The sequence below is a fragment of the Mesorhizobium sp. L-8-10 genome (assembly GCF_016756635.1).
GTDB lineage: Bacteria > Pseudomonadota > Alphaproteobacteria > Rhizobiales > Rhizobiaceae.
This window is the reverse complement of sequence record NZ_AP023263.1, coordinates 2,289,242-2,303,959: the sequence shown is the minus strand read 5'-3', so window position 1 is coordinate 2,303,959 and position 14,718 is coordinate 2,289,242. Positions and strand designations below refer to the sequence as shown.

The 14,718-nt window shown below is 65.0% G+C and carries 15 protein-coding genes; 1 reads left to right on the top strand and 14 read right to left on the bottom strand.

All coding sequences use genetic code 11. From position 1 onward, the window contains the following. Positions 1-24 precede the first annotated feature (24 nt). From ftsH to ybgC, 9 genes are all read right to left on the bottom strand, one after another. Positions 25-1,959, bottom strand: coding sequence for an ATP-dependent zinc metalloprotease FtsH (ftsH, locus tag JN280_RS10825; protein ID WP_202312071.1), 1,935 nt, complete (start codon positions 1,957-1,959; stop codon positions 25-27). Positions 1,960-2,170: 211 nt separating this feature from the next. Beyond that, a complete protein-coding gene (gene tilS / locus JN280_RS10820; RefSeq protein ID WP_202312069.1) occupies positions 2,171-3,550 on the bottom strand; it encodes a tRNA lysidine(34) synthetase TilS in 1,380 nt (459 codons plus the stop codon). 120 nt (positions 3,551-3,670) lie between these two features. Continuing rightward, a complete protein-coding gene (gene ybgF, locus JN280_RS10815; RefSeq protein ID WP_202312067.1) occupies positions 3,671-4,654 on the bottom strand; it encodes a tol-pal system protein YbgF in 984 nt (327 codons plus the stop codon). Between the two features lie 182 nt (positions 4,655-4,836). Next, the gene (pal, locus tag JN280_RS10810; RefSeq protein ID WP_202312065.1) at positions 4,837-5,334 is read right to left on the bottom strand and encodes a peptidoglycan-associated lipoprotein Pal; all 498 of its coding nucleotides are present in this window, start codon (positions 5,332-5,334) and stop codon (positions 4,837-4,839) included. Between the two features lie 247 nt (positions 5,335-5,581). Further along, on the bottom strand, positions 5,582-6,886 hold the full coding sequence (gene tolB, locus JN280_RS10805) for a Tol-Pal system beta propeller repeat protein TolB (protein WP_244743194.1): 1,305 nt from the start codon (positions 6,884-6,886) through the stop codon (positions 5,582-5,584). A 46-nt stretch (positions 6,887-6,932) separates the two neighbouring features. Then, complete coding sequence (locus JN280_RS10800; protein ID WP_202312061.1) at positions 6,933-7,994, bottom strand: hypothetical protein; 1,062 nt, start codon at positions 7,992-7,994, stop codon at positions 6,933-6,935. 4 nt (positions 7,995-7,998) lie between these two features. Beyond that, a complete protein-coding gene (tolR, locus tag JN280_RS10795) occupies positions 7,999-8,457 on the bottom strand; it encodes a protein TolR (RefSeq protein WP_202312059.1) in 459 nt (152 codons plus the stop codon). Positions 8,458-8,468: 11 nt separating this feature from the next. Then, positions 8,469-9,179 (bottom strand): protein TolQ, encoded by a 711-nt coding sequence (tolQ, locus tag JN280_RS10790; protein ID WP_202312057.1) that lies wholly within the window; start codon positions 9,177-9,179, stop codon positions 8,469-8,471. Between the two features lie 342 nt (positions 9,180-9,521). After that, positions 9,522-9,995 carry a tol-pal system-associated acyl-CoA thioesterase gene (ybgC, locus tag JN280_RS10785; protein ID WP_202312055.1) on the bottom strand — a complete coding sequence of 158 codons (474 nt, stop codon included), beginning with the start codon at positions 9,993-9,995 and terminating at the stop codon, positions 9,522-9,524. A gap of 156 nt (positions 9,996-10,151) precedes the next feature. Here ybgC and JN280_RS10780 point away from each other — a divergent pair, with 156 nt between their 5' ends. Continuing rightward, on the top strand, positions 10,152-11,402 hold the full coding sequence (locus JN280_RS10780; protein ID WP_202312053.1) for a glycoside hydrolase family 5 protein: 1,251 nt from the start codon (positions 10,152-10,154) through the stop codon (positions 11,400-11,402). A gap of 54 nt (positions 11,403-11,456) precedes the next feature. Here the strand turns inward: JN280_RS10780 and ruvB are convergent, their stop codons facing one another. The 5 genes from ruvB to ruvC form a co-directional block, all read right to left on the bottom strand. Beyond that, on the bottom strand, positions 11,457-12,497 hold the full coding sequence (gene ruvB, locus JN280_RS10775) for a Holliday junction branch migration DNA helicase RuvB (RefSeq protein WP_202312051.1): 1,041 nt from the start codon (positions 12,495-12,497) through the stop codon (positions 11,457-11,459). Further along, on the bottom strand, positions 12,494-12,892 hold the full coding sequence (locus tag JN280_RS10770; RefSeq protein ID WP_202312049.1) for a PIN domain-containing protein: 399 nt from the start codon (positions 12,890-12,892) through the stop codon (positions 12,494-12,496). The genes ruvB and JN280_RS10770 overlap by 4 nt, the downstream gene beginning before the upstream one ends. Continuing rightward, positions 12,889-13,173, bottom strand: a complete 285-nt coding sequence (locus JN280_RS10765; protein ID WP_202312047.1) for an AbrB/MazE/SpoVT family DNA-binding domain-containing protein — start codon at positions 13,171-13,173, stop codon at positions 12,889-12,891. Before JN280_RS10765 ends, JN280_RS10770 begins: the two co-directional genes overlap by 4 nt. 97 nt (positions 13,174-13,270) lie before the next feature. Further along, a complete protein-coding gene (ruvA, locus tag JN280_RS10760; RefSeq protein ID WP_202312045.1) occupies positions 13,271-13,891 on the bottom strand; it encodes a Holliday junction branch migration protein RuvA in 621 nt (206 codons plus the stop codon). Between the two features lie 237 nt (positions 13,892-14,128). Continuing rightward, on the bottom strand, positions 14,129-14,641 hold the full coding sequence (ruvC, locus tag JN280_RS10755) for a crossover junction endodeoxyribonuclease RuvC (protein WP_202312043.1): 513 nt from the start codon (positions 14,639-14,641) through the stop codon (positions 14,129-14,131). Positions 14,642-14,718 lie beyond the last annotated feature (77 nt).

Genomic DNA, 14,718 nt, shown 5'->3' with positions numbered 1-14,718 from the left:
TTCGACCGGATTGGCTGGCCCAGTTCAACCCTGGGGCTGCGGTTCCATTCCGCCTTCGGGCTCCGGGCCCTTCTTGCGGCGCGGACCTGCACCGGCCTTCGGCACTGCCGAGCCACGGGATGTCGGCGTATCGTCGCCAAGATCGCGTGACGGCTTCGCGCCGGCGAGCAGTTGCTTGATCTCGTCGCCTGAAAGGGTCTCGTATTCGAGCAGGCCCTCGGCGAGCGCGATCCATTCCTTCTTCTTCTTGGTAAGGATCTGGCGCGCCGAAGCGTAGGCGTCGTCTATCAGGCGCCGCACCTCCGCGTCGATCAGTTGCGCAGTCTCCTCCGAGACGTTCTGCGTGCGCGCGACCGAATGGCCGAGGAAGACTTCTTCCTGGTTCTCGCCGTAGGCGACCTGGCCGAGCTTGTCGGAGAATCCCCAGCGGGTGACCATTGCGCGCGCGAGTTTCGTCGCCTGTTCGATGTCCGAAGCTGCACCCGAGGTGATGTTCTCCTTGCCGAACTTCATCTCCTCGGCGACGCGCCCGCCCATCATGATCGCCAGGCGCGAGACCATGTATTTGTAGCTCATCGAATAGCGGTCGCCTTCGGGCAGTTGCATCACCATGCCCAGTGCGCGGCCGCGCGGGATGATGGTTGCCTTGTGCAGCGGGTCGGCGGCCGGAACATTGAGCGCCAGGATGGCGTGGCCGGCTTCGTGATAGGCCGTCAGTTCCTTTTCCGCCTGGGTCATGGCCGTCGAGCGACGCTCGGCGCCCATCATCACCTTGTCCTTGGCGTCCTCGAACTCCTGCATCGTGACAAGGCGCTTGTTGCGCCGCGCCGCCATGAGGGCCGCCTCGTTGACGAGGTTCATCAGGTCCGCGCCCGAGAAGCCCGGCGTTCCCCGCGCCACCACCTTCAGGTCGACATTCGGCGCCAGCGGCACATTTCGGACATGGACCTTGAGAATCTTCTCGCGGCCGTTGATATCAGGATTCGGCACCACGACCTGGCGATCGAAACGGCCTGGGCGCAGCAATGCCGGGTCGAGCACGTCGGGCCGGTTGGTGGCCGCGATCAGGATGATGCCCTCATTGGCTTCGAAGCCGTCCATCTCGACCAGCAACTGGTTGAGCGTCTGCTCGCGCTCGTCGTTGCCGCCGCCCAGGCCTGCGCCACGGTGCCGGCCGACTGCGTCGATTTCGTCAATGAAGATGATGCAGGGCGCGTTCTTCTTGGCCTGGTCGAACATGTCACGGACACGGCTGGCACCGACGCCCACGAACATTTCTACGAAGTCCGAGCCGGAAATGGTGAAGAACGGCACATTCGCTTCGCCGGCGATCGCCCGGGCAAGCAGCGTCTTGCCGGTTCCGGGAGGGCCGACGAGCAGGACGCCGCGCGGGATCTTGCCGCCCAGCCGCTGGAATTTCTGCGGGTCACGCAGGAATTCGACGATCTCCTCGAGATCCTCCTTGGCCTCGTCGACACCAGCGACATCCTGGAAGGTCACGCGGCCATGCGCCTCGGTCAGCAGCTTGGCCTTCGACTTGCCGAAGCCCATGGCGCGTCCCGAGCCCGACTGCATCTGGCGCATGAAGAATATCCACACGCCCAGGATCAGGATCATCGGCAGCCACGAGATCAGGTAGCCGAAGATCGAGTTCGATCCGTCGGTCTCGGGCCGCGCATTGATGACGACGTTCTTCTCTTCGAGACGGTTGACCAGCGACGTGTCGCCCGGCGAATAGGTCTGGAAGCCGGAACTGTTGTCGACATAGGTGCCGGTGATGCGCTCGCCCGCAATCGTCACCGATTTCACGCGGCCGCTCGACACGTCCTGAAGAAACTCGGAATAGGCGATCTCGCGCGAAGTCCCCCGCTGCTGCGGTGTCTGGAACAGATTGAAAAGCGCGATCAGGAGAACGGCAATGATCGCCCAGAGCGCAAGATTACGATAATTCGGATTCATCGAGTGTCCCGTTGGGTGTCCGAAGCTCGGACACGAAAGTCCGCAAGTCTAATCAAGGCTAACATAGGGAGGGCGCTTGCCATTGCCAAGCGCGACCCGGCGTCTCGGTTAAGAGTCTTTGTCTCGGTTAAGAGGCTTTCCCGCGGACAAGAGTTCGTTCCTGAGAATTCACGGCGGTACCGCCCCCCGGTCTCGTCAGGTCCCGAGACCCTCACATTTCCCGCTTTTTGTGGCCTTCGCAAGGCGAAGCCGGAATATCCGGCGCCCCTACCAGCGCCGCGACGGCCCGCGCCAGGGGAAGATCGAATGAGGGCAGGAAACGCGCCCAGGGCGCGAGCAGCGGAGTCGCAGCCGCCAAAACCCGCTCCGCTCCGGCAGGAGTCTCTGGAGCAGATCCGGCAGCCAGCGGCCCGGCGGCGATGCTGATCTTCCGTTCACAGCCGGCCAATCGGACCGCGGGACCGGCCGCGAGCGCCTTTCGGACAAGGCTTTTCGGCTCATCGACCGACGTGAGTTCGCCGGTTCCGACGTCCTCCGGGCCGAGCGGTTCGATGATGCATCCCTCGCCGGCATCGCCTGCCTCCATACGGAAACGTCCGTCCCAGATCATGCCCTGGATCAGTGGCACGGGTGCCGGCAGACCGCGCATCTCGCGCCTCAGAAAGACGCCGGCACGCCGCGCCTCCACCACCACCCGCGACAGTGTGGCACAGTGAGAACCCGAGGCGACGCGCTCGAACAGGGCGCCGACGCGGACGAGATCGGGCAAATGCCCGACGCCTCCGGCGACGGCGAGCAGCACCCTGAAGCCATGGACCGCTGCCTCGCGATCGTCGACCGTGAAAAAGGCAGGAGCAAGCCGGATGAGGCCCGGAACTGGGAGCAAGGCATGGGAAGCGATCAACTCGCCTGCGCGGCCCGCAACCGCGCGCCGCGCCGCAGCGGCCGAAGGCACGTCGCCTGCCCCGCTCGTCCCTCCCTGCCGGACCCTGATCCTTTCGAACGCTGTGTTGCGGTTGCTCGGATCGTCGATCCAGCCGATCTGCATGGTGTCGAGATAGTCCCGCAAGGCTGCGCGCGACGTCTCGAGCAACGGTCGCAGGATCCAGACCTTGCCGTCATAGAGCGTCGCTGGCGCCATGCCGGCCATGCCGTGCCCCGCACCGCGTCGCCGACGCATGGCGATCGTCTCGGCCTGGTCGTCCGAAGTGTGGCCGCTGAAGACGACATCGGTTCCCAGGGCGATCGCCGCTCGCGCGAGCAGCCGGTAGCGTGCCTCGCGCGCCGCTGCCTGGACGCCGGTCTTAGGCTTCGGGCCTTCCCAGCGCAGCGTCTGGTGCGCGATCCCGTGATCCCCGCAGAGCCGGGCGACTGTCGCCGCCTCTTCGGCCGAGTCCGGCCGCAGCCCGTGGTCGATGGTGACCGCAAGGAGCTTTGTCCCGGACGCATTGCTTTCGAGCGCGGCCTTGAGCAGGAAAAGCAGCGCGGTCGAGTCGCTGCCGCCCGAGACGGCTGCAACCACGCCGCGCCGGCCCGTCAGGTCCAACCGCCCGAAACAGGCGTCGAACGATTTATCGCTGCCCGCCGTCATGGATGGGCGCGAGATGAAGCCGGATGCGGTGTCGGCAGGAAAACGGGCGTAGATCGGGCATCTGCCCGCGGAGCCCATTCCTCGAACCGAAACGGTCGCATCGGGATTCATCTCGCCGGTCTAGCAGGCGGCGAGGGCCTGCTCCTGCTTCACACGCTCCTTGAGCTGCGCAGAAGCACCGGGATAACGCTTGCCGACCTCGCTGAAGGTGGCGCAGGCGACGTCGCGCTGCTTCAGGCCTGCAAGCGACATGCCGAGCTTCAGCAGCATTTCCGGCGCCTTCTTCGACGACGGATATTCCTTGCTGGCGGCGAGGAAGATTTCCGCCGCATCGCGATACTTCTGCTGGCCGAGCAAGGCTTCGCCGAGCCAGAAATGCGCGTCCGCCGTCTTGGGATCGCCCGGGAAGCGCGCGATGTGATCGCGGAAGCCGGCCTCAGCGGTCTTGTAGTCGCCGGAAAGGATGAATTCGTAGGAGTTGCGATAGACCTCCTCCGGATCGTCCGTCGCCGGCAACGCGGCAACCTGGTCGCCGCTGGTACCGGGAGGCTGTGCCGTGATCTGGTCCCCGACGCTGCCGCCAGTCACATTGCCGTCGGCGTCGAACACGATGGTGCCGAAGGTTTTCGGCGACGTGCCCGCACTCGCGCCGGGTTGCGAACCGGCAACCGAATTGGCCGGCCGGTCGGTCTTCGGCGTCGTCTCCTGGGCGACGCCGGTCGTCGGATCGGTCGAGCCCGCGACCGACTGCCCGGAGCCGCCACTGGCGTCGGACCTCTTTTTTTCGAGTTCCTGGAAGCGGAACTCGTTGTCTTCCTGCATCTTGCGCATCTGTTCCTGCATCTGCAAGATTTGGAAGTTGAGCTCCTCGATCGTTCCGCTCAGCTGACGGATTTGCTCTTCGAGGGCGGTGACACGCGGATCGCCGGCCTGGGCGACACGGAAACCTTCGTTCGAACCGGCACCGAACACGCCGGGCAGGTCGGCCTTGGGCATCGGCACGGTCCGGCCGGCGCCGGCCGCGCGGGCTTCCTGGGAAAGCGCGACGCCCCCCGACAGAAGCAGCAGCGCCAGCGTGCCGCTGAGGATGGATCGCAAATGCATGTTTGTCTCGCTCTGGTATAACGGTCCCGGGCGGTCGCATCGGACGCCCGCGCTGCTTCTATCAGGATGCGAGACTTCGGCCAAATTTTGTTTCGGCGGCTGCGTCTCAGCCAGGCCGCCGCGACCGCCATGAAGAAGGCGGCACCATGGCCGCCTTTCGCGTATCGGGAGGTCTCCGCGCCTCAGCTTCCCGCGCCGTTCAGCACGGTCACGGCGCGACGGTTCTGCGACCAGCACGAGATGTCGTCGCAAACCGCCACCGGACGTTCCTTGCCATAGGAGATGGTGCGGATCCGATTGGCCTTCACGCCGCGCGCGACCAGGAAGTCGCGGGCCGCGGCGGCGCGGCGGGCGCCGAGCGCGAGGTTGTATTCGCGCGTGCCGCGCTCGTCGGCATGGCCTTCCACTGTGATGGCGTAGTTGCCATACTGGTTGAGCCACTGAGCCTGCTTGGACAGCGTCTGCTGTGCGTCCGCGCGGATCACCGAGGAGTCCGTGTCGAAGAAGATGCGGTCGCCGACATTGACGGTGAAGTCCTGCGCCGAACCCGGGGTCGCCGCGCCGAGGCCGAGGTCGGCGGCGCTGTTCGGCGTCTTCTTCGAGGCGCAGCCGGCTACGGCCAGGGTTGCCACCAGAGCCAGGACGATCGGATTCATGGTATATGCTGCGATGCGGCGCATCCCGCCTCTCCTTCGCAAATTCGAGTAGTTTCGTTGATCGTCCAGTAACCACGTTGCGGTTAACGGACACCCAACGAACAGGGTTAAATATCTATTGCCGGCTTCCGTCCCCGGTCCGGCGGTCGCTGTCCCGTCCGCCCCGACATTGCGCGCGGACCCTAGGCCGAAATACGGCCAAAACGCGGCCGATACATGAAAAAGGGCCGTTTCCGGCCCTTTTCACGCGAGCTTGGCCTCCGGCCGGACGCTATTCGAGCAATGGGGACCAGGCCGGGTCGGAGGCGAAATTGGACGTCGGAATCGCCTGCTCGTTGCGACCGGTCAAGTCGATCGAATAGAGCCGCGGCCCACCGGAGCCAGCCGCCTCGCGGAAGAACATCAGCACGCGACCGTTCGGCGCCCAGGTCGGCCCCTCCTGCTGGAAACCGCTCGACAGGATGCGTTCGCCCGACCCGTCGGTCTTCATGACGCCGATCTGGAACTCGCCGCCCGACTGCCTGGTGAAGGCGATCAGGTCGCCCCGCGGCGACCACACCGGTGTCGAATAGGTGCCGTCGCCATAGGAGATGCGCTTCTGGCCGGACCCGTCCGCACCCATCACATAGATCTGCGCCCGGCCTCCACGATCCGAGGTGAAGACGATCTGGCTGCCGTCGGGCGAATAGGACGGAGACGTATCGATCGAATTGGAATTGGTGAGCCTGGTGGTCGTTCGGCTGCGCAGATCCATGGCGAAGATGTTGGAATTGCCGTCGTCCCGGAGCAGGCTCATGATCACCTTCTGGCCGTCGGGCGAGAAACGTGGAGCGAAGGTCATGCCGGGGAAGTTGCCGACCAATTCGCGCTGACCGGTCTCGATCTGCAGCAGGTAGACCTGCGGCTGCCCGCTTTCATAGGACATATATGTGATTTCCTGCCGGCTCGGCGAGAAGCGCGGCGTGAGCGCGATCGTCCGGCCGTCCGAAAGGTAGCGGATGCCGGCGCCGTCCTGGTCCATGATGGCGAGCCGCTTCCTGCGCTGGTTCTTCGGGCCGGATTCGTCGACGAACACGACGCGGGTGTCGAAATATCCCTTCTCGCCGGTCAGGCGCTCATAGATCGCATCGGCGATGATATGGGCGACACGACGCCAGTTGGCCTTGTTGGCGAAGAACTGCTGGCCGATCAGTTGCTGGCCGGCGAACGTATCCCACAACCGCACCTCCGCGCGCAGCCGCCCGTCTGCCTCCTGCGTCACGCGTCCGACGACCAGCGCTTGAGCATTGATCACCTTCCAGTCGTCGAAACGCGGTGCGGCGTCGGGATCGGTTATCTTCTCGATGAAGGCGCCTTTGTCGATCGGCGCGAACAGGCCCGAGCGCTTGAGGTCGGCCGCCACCACCGCGGCGATCTCGGCGCCGGCCCCGTCCTGGGACACAAAATCGCTGATGGCGATCGGCAGCGGCTCCACATTGCCCTTGTTGATGTCGATCTCCACCAGCGCATGGGCCGGCGACATGGCGAAGGACGTCACGCCGCAGGCCAGCGCGCCCAGGACAAGAAGGGTCTTCATCAGTTGTTTCATTCGCAAAAGCCTCGTTGCTCCTTGGGGCGGAGGATCAGAACATTTCGCTCGGATCGAAATTGACGATCACATCCGCCCATGCATCGTACTTGTCGGCGGGGAGCGTGTAGGGCGAACAACGCACGACCGCGCGCCGCGCCGCCTCGGCTGCGGCACGCTGCACGCCGTCGGCTCCACCCCCGCCGATGATTTCCGGACTGCCTTCGAGCGCCCCGGAACGGTCGAGCTTGAACTTGACCGAAACCTTCAGCGAGTCGCCGCCCATCGCGCCGGCCGGAACGCTCCAGCAGCGCTGCACCTGGCCGCGCAGCGCGTCCATCTCGCTCTGTGAAAGCTTGGTTCCGCCGGTGTTCTTTTCGCCGCCGAGCGAGGCTTGCTGCGTCGAGCGTTTGGCGCCGCCGCCCGCTGCCTTCTCCTTGTTCAGGAGAGCCGCGACCTCGTCCGCGTTGAATTCCTTCTCTTCCGATTTCGGCTTGTTGGCCTGCTGCTTGGCCGGCTTTTCCGCATCCTTCCGCTCAGGCGCCTTGGCGGTCTGGGCCTGGGGTGGCTGCGGGCGCGCCTCTGGCGACGGCGCATTGTCGGGCAGCTTCACCGCCTCGGCCTGGGCGGTCTCCGTCACCGCCGTCTCGGGGGCGGGATCAGGGTTGACTTCCTGCTTGGGCTGGGGCTGCGGCGTCACCTCCGTCGCCGGCACCGGCTCGGGTTTCGGCTCCGGCTGCTTCACCGGCTCCGGCTTCTTGTCCTCGATCGGGCGCGGAGCCGGCTCGGGAGAAGGCGCCGCGGCGGCGGCGGCCTCGACCGGTTTCGGCTTTGCCTCGGGCGTCGGCGGCTTGTCCGTATCGATGGTGTTTTCGCCGACCTTCTGCGCGTTCTCCACGATGTCGGGCTTGGAGGTCGGAACCGGCGACGGCTTCTCCTTGGCCGGCGCCTTCTTGTCGCCTTGCTGGATCTGGGTGATCGATTCGATCGGCACGATGTCGACCGGCAGCGCCTCGACGTCGGCGACCTCGAAGGCGCGCGGCGACGACAGCGACACCAGGCCGAAGCCGAGCACCGCCGCGTGCAGTATGACCGAGGTGGTTAGGCCAGCCTTCATGCCGCTACTGGGTTTCCCGTTCCTGCAGGGTCACGAGGCCGAGATTGCGGTACCCGGCGGCGGAGATGCGCGCCATCACCTGCATCACCGTGCCGTAGTCGGCGGTCTTGTCGCCGCGCACATAGATGCGTTCCTCATAGCCGGTCTTGGCGATCGCCTCGAGCTTGGGGACCACTTCCTCCAGCCCGATCTCCGTCTCCTGCAGATAGATCTGGCCGCCCTGGTTGACCGAGACGGTGATCGGCTGGGTATCGGAATTCATCGCCTTGGCCTGGGTCTCAGGCAGGTCGATGGGGACGCCGACGGTCAGCATGGGCGCCGCCACCATGAAGATGATCAGCAGCACCAGCATCACGTCCACCAGGGGCGTGACGTTGATTTCGGACACGAGGCTGTGGTGCCGGCCGCGCCGCCTATGGCCGCGGCCGCCCCGGCCGCCGGTCTGTCCGATCGACATTCCCATCCTGCTTACCCTCAGACCTTGGCCGCGACTTTTTCATCGATTTGGCGCGAGAGTATGGCGGAGAACTCGTCCGCGAAGCCCTCCATCCTGAGCGCCAGCTTGCCGGCATCCGATGACAGCTTGTTGTAGGCAATGACCGCGGGAATGGCCGCCAGCAGGCCGATCGCCGTTGCAAGCAGCGCCTCCGCGATGCCCGGCGCCACCACGGCCAGGTTGGTCGACTTGGAGCCGGCGATCGCCTGGAACGAGGTCATGATGCCGACGACCGTACCGAAAAGGCCGATGAAGGGCGCGGCTGACCCGATTGTGGCCAGGAAGCCCAGTCGGCCCTCCAGGCCTTCCATCTCGCGGGTGAGCGCAAGATCCATGGCCTTGTCGATGCGGGTCTGCAGGGCGAGCGGCGACTTGGCGCCCTTCTCGAAACTCTTCTTCCACTCGCGCATGGCGGCCACGAAGATCGCACCCATGCCGGTGGTCTTGCGCTCCGACAGCGTGCGGTAGAGCTCTTCCAGCGACTGCCCCGACCAGAACACCTGCTCGAAGCGATTGAGCGCGCTGCGCATGCGCTTGAAGGAGATGATCTTGTCCACGATGATCGCCCAGGTCCAGATCGAGGCAGCCAGCAGGCCGAGCATGACCAGCTTCACGACCCACCCGGCCTGCCAGAACAAGGCCCAGATGGACACTGCCGCGCCCGGCTCGGCGAGAGAGAGATTTTCCATTCAACGAGTTCCTTAAGGTTCCGGGCTTTCGCTCACCGCGCGCCCTTGCGCATCATCCCCTGGTCCGTGAGCGCGAAGCCTCCGGAAGCACCCCAAATGCGCCATTGCCGGCCTTTTCGGGGCGAAATTTGGTGAAAGGAAGGCGCGTGGAAATCCGCCCGACCTTCACCGATCCTTTCATGAACCGTTAAGGTTAAGGATGGGTTAGGACCAGTGCGTTGCACTGCACGATGATGTGAGGGATTCCCGCTTCGGGAACCGCCGAGTTGCCGCACCCGATCGGCCGGAAAGCGCTCTGATCGGAAACGGCCCAAACCGGCACGGACAAACGCGGCGGCGCGCTCAGTCGGCCTCTGAGGGCATGAACGCTCCGACCCACTCCTTCGGAAAACGGCGGGGCCGACCGTGCTCGCCGATGATCGCTGCCTCGACCCGCGCCTCGATCAGGAGATCGTCGCCACGCCGGATTTGCTGCGCCATGAAGATGCGGGCGCCCGATACTTTTTCCGTGCGCGTGTCGATCGTGAGGATATCGTCGATGCGAGCGGGACTCCTGAAGTCGATCTCCATGCGCTTCACCACCCAGACCAGGCTTTCGCCGTGCTTGCCCTCGGCGAGCTCGGTGTGGTGGACGCCGGCGAGCCGCAGGAAGTCGGAACGGCCGCGTTCCAGGAATTCGAGATAGCGAGCATGATAGACGACGCCGGAGAAGTCCGTGTCGGCGTAATAGACGCGCGCCATGATTCGATGTCCGAAGGGGGTCAGCGTCCCCGAGAGGCCGGCCGTCAGTACTTCGGATTCACCATGCTCCGCCATCGTGCTTTCCTTTTCGTCCCCGAACTGACACCAATCCGGCTACCGATCCCGCCATCCGCAAAGTCGCCCGCGACCCTCGGACGGCAGGACGCTCAGTTCCAGAATGCTGCAGCTTCCGTTGCGCGCCGACCGCGCGCGGCGCTCCTACCGAACCGGATGGCATCGATGGCGTTTATGATCAAGAACTGCTTTGCAGCGATCCTGGCGCTCGCCTGGATCACGCTGCCCGCTGGCGCGGCGAGCTTTTCCGTGAAACGCGGGATCAACCTCGACATCTGGACGACCTGGCCGGGCGAAAGCCGCTGGGGCGAGAGCGACGTTCTCCTGCCCTTCCCGGAATGGCGACGCACGGTCGGCGACCCCGAGCTGAAAGCGCTGAGGAAAGCCGGTTTCGATTTCGTCCGCATGCCGGTCGATCCCGCGCCCTTCCTCTCCGGCACGACCGGCCGGCTGCGGGACAGGCTTTTCGAGGAGGTCGTCACCGCGGCGCGGCTTGTCCAGAAGGCCGGTCTGAAGGTCATCGTCGACCTTCATCTGATACCCGCCGGCGACGACCGCTCGGTCGGCATGAAGCAGGTGATGGACGACCCGGACTTGTTCGCCCGCTATGTCGAGCTCGTCAGGCAGATGGCGCGGGCATTGGCCAGGGAGGATCCGAGCCGGCTCGCGCTGGAGCTCATGAACGAACCGGTGATCGACTGCGAGGGACCCGCAGCAGGGCTGTGGCCGGATCGTCTCAAAAAGCTCTTCGCCGCCGCCCGCGCCTCGGCCACCAGGCTAACGCTCATTCTGGAAGGTGGCTGCTGGGGCAGCGCGGAGGGGCTCGCCGCACTCGACCCGTCCGACTTTCCCGACGACAACATCATCTGGTCGTTCCATTCCTACGCGCCCTTCCTCCTCACCCACCAGGGCGCGACCTGGGCCGGCGACTTCATCCGCTACGTTACCGGCATCCCCTATCCGCCGCATGAGCTGAAGGAAGACGAGCGTGACCGGATCCTCGAGAACATCCGCCGGCGCATCCGCACCGACGCGCCCCTGACGCGGCGAGGCGGAATGCTCGCCTATCTCGACGAGGAGTTCGCCAAGCTGGACACTGCGGCCAGGCTCGATGCCGCGCTCAGCCAGCCCTTCGAAACTGTCGCGGCCTGGGCCGGCGAGCATGGGGTCGAACCGCAGGACATCATCCTCGGCGAGTTCGGCATGATCCGCCAGGAATACGGAAGCGACGCCGTCATGCCCGCCGCATCGCGCGCCGCCTATGTCGGGGATATGGTCGAGCGGGCGGAAGCGCGAGGATATGGCTGGTCGGTCTGGTCCTATGGCGGCGCCTTCGGCATCGTCGACGAGTTCGGAGGCCGGAAGGCGGAACCCGACGTCATGCAGGTTGTGCGCGATCTGAAATGACGGGAGTTCCGGGCGGGCGACCAGCGAAACCGGGCCGTGTCGGCCCGGTTTCAATCAGTCCTCTTCCTGGAACAGGTTGATCTGCTGTTGGGCGACTTCGCGGGGCATTTCGAGGCCCAGATGCCTCCAGGCATTGGCGGTCAGCACCCTGCCGCGGGGCGTCCGGTTGATGAAACCCTGCTGGATCAGATAAGGCTCGATGATGTCCTCGATGGCGTCACGCGGCTCGGCGAGCCCCGCTGCGATCGTCTCGATGCCGACCGGCCCGCCGCCGAAATTCATGGCGATCATGGAGAGGTAACGCCGATCGAGCTGGTCGAGACCCAATGCGTCGACCTCGAGCCGGGACAGCGCCTCGTCGGCGATGGTGCGCGTCACATGGGCAGCGCCTGCCACGCTCGCGAAATCGCGCACCCGCCGCAGCAATCGACCCGCGATGCGCGGCGTGCCGCGCGCACGCCGTGCGATCTCGAGGGCGCCGTCCTCGCCGAGCGGCAGGCCGAGGATGCGCGCGCCCCGACGCACGATCAGATCGAGCTCCTCCACCGTATAGAAGTTCAGCCGCACCGGAATGCCGAAGCGGTCGCGCAGCGGATTGGTGAGAAGGCCGAGCCGTGTCGTCGCCGCGACCAGGGTGAAACGGGCGAGATCGATCTTGACCGAGCGTGCCGCCGGCCCCTCGCCGATGATCAGGTCGAGCTGGTAGTCCTCCATCGCCGGATAGAGGATCTCTTCCACCGCGGGGTTCAGCCGGTGGATCTCGTCGATGAACAGCACGTCGCGTTCTTCGAGATTGGTCAGAAGCGCGGCGAGGTCGCCGGCCTTGGCGATGACCGGCCCGGAGGTCGACCGGAAATTGACCCCGAGTTCGCGCGCCATGATCTGGGCGAGCGTCGTCTTGCCCAGTCCCGGAGGACCGACGAACAGCACGTGGTCGAGCGCCTCGCCACGCCCCTTGGCAGCCTCGACGAAGACCTTGAGGTTGGCGCGCGCCGCCGCCTGCCCGACGAATTCGTCTAGCGATTGCGGACGCATCGACGCATCAGCGTCCTCGCCACGCTTGTCGGAAGAGATGAGCCGGCTTGGTGAGCTCACGCGAGAAGCTCCAGAGCTGGGACGAAACTCGCTGCCCGGCGATCGAATGTGACCGTCGACGAGCAACCGGCGGCAATGCCTGCCCAACTGATGAGATAGTCGCCGATGTCGGTTTCGGGGGTATCCTCATCATGCAGGAGCCGCCCGAGTCCTTCGGCATGTTCGATGCTGATCTCTTCGCTGGCGAGCATCTCGCGCAAGGCCGCCATCACCTGTACCAAAGGGTAGTTCAGCCGCCTGTTCAGGACCCATATGGTTTCGGCGAGCGTGACGGCACTTACGAACGCCGGGTCTTCCGAACTGCGTGCAGCGAAAAACGCACGCGCCAACTCGTTCTGGACCGGATCGTCGACGACGAGAAAACGAACCAGCACATTCGTGTCGACTCCGATCATTTGCGACCGTCCCGCCACTGCCGCGTAATGCGTTCGTCCTCTTCGCCTGCAATTCCCCTGACAGCCTCATTCATCTGCTCGACCGACAGCACCTCACCGGAAGGCGGCCTGCCGAGCATGCCCGCAAGGTCTTTGACCTGCCTGTTCTTCGGCGATGCCACGACTTGGCCGTCCCTGACTGTCACGAAGAACTTGGTGCCCGGCCCCAGCTTCAAGGCGTCCCTCACCGCTTTGGGGATGGTCAGTTGCCCCTTGGACGTCATCGTCGTGAACGCACCCATTTCTTACTTCCGTCGCCGTTTCCTACCGCAGGAATCTAGTAAGAATGCCATACCGTTGCAAACGGGAGCTTCATCGGGACGCCGCGTTTCCTCCCTGTCACCGCGCCAGTTCCTTCAGTCCGAGCCGTATCAGCCTGGCCGAGTCGGCGTCCTCTCCGGCCGACTTCATCGCCGCGGCGATCGCATTTGCCGCGATGTCGCGCGAATAGCCGAGATTGGTCAGGGCTGAAACCGCGTCGGCGACCGGCGCCGGCGCCACGCCCTCTCCCAGTTCCTGCTTCAGTCCGATCGTGCCCGCGGCGGAGCCGGCGAAAGCAGGCGCCTTGTTCTTGAGCTCGGTGACGATGCGCTCTGCGACCTTCTTGCCGACCCCCGGCGCGCGCGAAACCATGGCGATGTCGCGCAGGGCGATCGCATTGGCGAGATCGGGCGGCGAAAGCGTCGACAGGACCGCCAGCGCCACCTTCGCCCCGACGCCCTGGACATTGCTCTGCAGCAACCGGAACCATTCGCGCTCCAGGGTCGACTGGAAACCGTAGAGACGGATCATATCCTCGCGCACGAAAGTTTCGATGAAGAGGATCACGGCCTCTCCCGGCCCCGGCAGGGCAGCCAGCGTTCGCGCCGAGCAGTAGGCGACGTAACCGACGCCATGCACGTCGACCACGCAATAGTCTTCGCCGATCTCGTCGAGCGTCCCTTTCAGCTTACCGATCATGGATCCCTATCCGCTGCTGTGATGCCGGAAAACAACTCGTGGGGATTGCCGGACAGAGAGGCATTCCGACGCGCCGACAAGGAACTCGATACTATCCGTCGAAAAAATGCCGCCTGATATGCTGGAGATGATTTCCCACAGTTAAGGCCGCTTATCCCGGCACCCGGAACAAGTCAAGAACAGGGGCCTCTCCATCCCCGGCCGGTGCCCCTTCGAAGCCGCCCGTCGCTTTCTCACTCACCCGGCGAGCGCCGCAAGCCTGGCCGGAACACTCTGCCTGTGATGGGCATGGCAGATGGCGATGGCCAGGGCATCGGCCGCATCATCCGTGTCGAAAGCCGATTTCGGCAGGAGAACCTTCACCATCATGTGGATCTGCTTCTTGTCGCCATGGCCGACGCCGATCACCGCCTTCTTCACGGCGTTCGGCGCATATTCCGCGACCGCGAGCCCGGCGCGGGCCGGCACCAGCATGGCGACGCCGCGGGCCTGGCCGAGCTTCAGCGTCGCCGACGCATCCTTGTTCACGAAGGTCGCCTCCACCGCCGCCTCGTCGGGCATATGGGCGTGCAGCACTTCGGCGAGCCCATCGTGAAGCTGGCATAGCCGGGATGCGAGTGCAGCCTTGTCGTCCGACCTCACGGTGCCCGACGCCACGAAGCGAAGCGAGTTTCCGAGCGACTCCACGATACCCCAGCCGGTACGTCTCAGGCCCGGATCGATGCCGACGATGCGAATCGTTTCTCTCATGGTCTCCACTCTATCGGCGTCTCGGACCCTGATGCCAGCAGAATGTGAACAAAAGGGAAACAGGCTGCGATGCCGCA

Excerpts from the sequence above, each read along its gene's own strand:
- JN280_RS10780 (WP_202312053.1), top strand. The coding sequence starts at position 10,152 with ATGGCATCGATGGCGTTTATGATCAAGAACTGCTTTGCAGCGATCCTG.
- JN280_RS10765 (WP_202312047.1), bottom strand. The coding sequence starts at position 13,173 with ATGGGTGCGTTCACGACGATGACGTCCAAGGGGCAACTGACCATCCCC.
- ftsH (WP_202312071.1), bottom strand. The coding sequence starts at position 1,959 with ATGAATCCGAATTATCGTAATCTTGCGCTCTGGGCGATCATTGCCGTT.
- pal (WP_202312065.1), bottom strand. The coding sequence starts at position 5,334 with ATGCGCCGCATCGCAGCATATACCATGAATCCGATCGTCCTGGCTCTG.
- tolB (WP_244743194.1), bottom strand. The coding sequence starts at position 6,886 with ATGAAGACCCTTCTTGTCCTGGGCGCGCTGGCCTGCGGCGTGACGTCC.
- JN280_RS10800 (WP_202312061.1), bottom strand. The coding sequence starts at position 7,994 with ATGAAGGCTGGCCTAACCACCTCGGTCATACTGCACGCGGCGGTGCTC.
- ruvA (WP_202312045.1), bottom strand. The coding sequence starts at position 13,891 with ATGATCGGTAAGCTGAAAGGGACGCTCGACGAGATCGGCGAAGACTAT.
- ybgF (WP_202312067.1), bottom strand. The coding sequence starts at position 4,654 with ATGCATTTGCGATCCATCCTCAGCGGCACGCTGGCGCTGCTGCTTCTG.
- tolQ (WP_202312057.1), bottom strand. The coding sequence starts at position 9,179 with ATGGAAAATCTCTCTCTCGCCGAGCCGGGCGCGGCAGTGTCCATCTGG.
- JN280_RS10770 (WP_202312049.1), bottom strand. The coding sequence starts at position 12,892 with ATGATCGGAGTCGACACGAATGTGCTGGTTCGTTTTCTCGTCGTCGAC.
- tilS (WP_202312069.1), bottom strand. The coding sequence starts at position 3,550 with ATGACGGCGGGCAGCGATAAATCGTTCGACGCCTGTTTCGGGCGGTTG.
- ruvC (WP_202312043.1), bottom strand. The coding sequence starts at position 14,641 with ATGAGAGAAACGATTCGCATCGTCGGCATCGATCCGGGCCTGAGACGT.
- ybgC (WP_202312055.1), bottom strand. The coding sequence starts at position 9,995 with ATGGCGGAGCATGGTGAATCCGAAGTACTGACGGCCGGCCTCTCGGGG.
- tolR (WP_202312059.1), bottom strand. The coding sequence starts at position 8,457 with ATGGGAATGTCGATCGGACAGACCGGCGGCCGGGGCGGCCGCGGCCAT.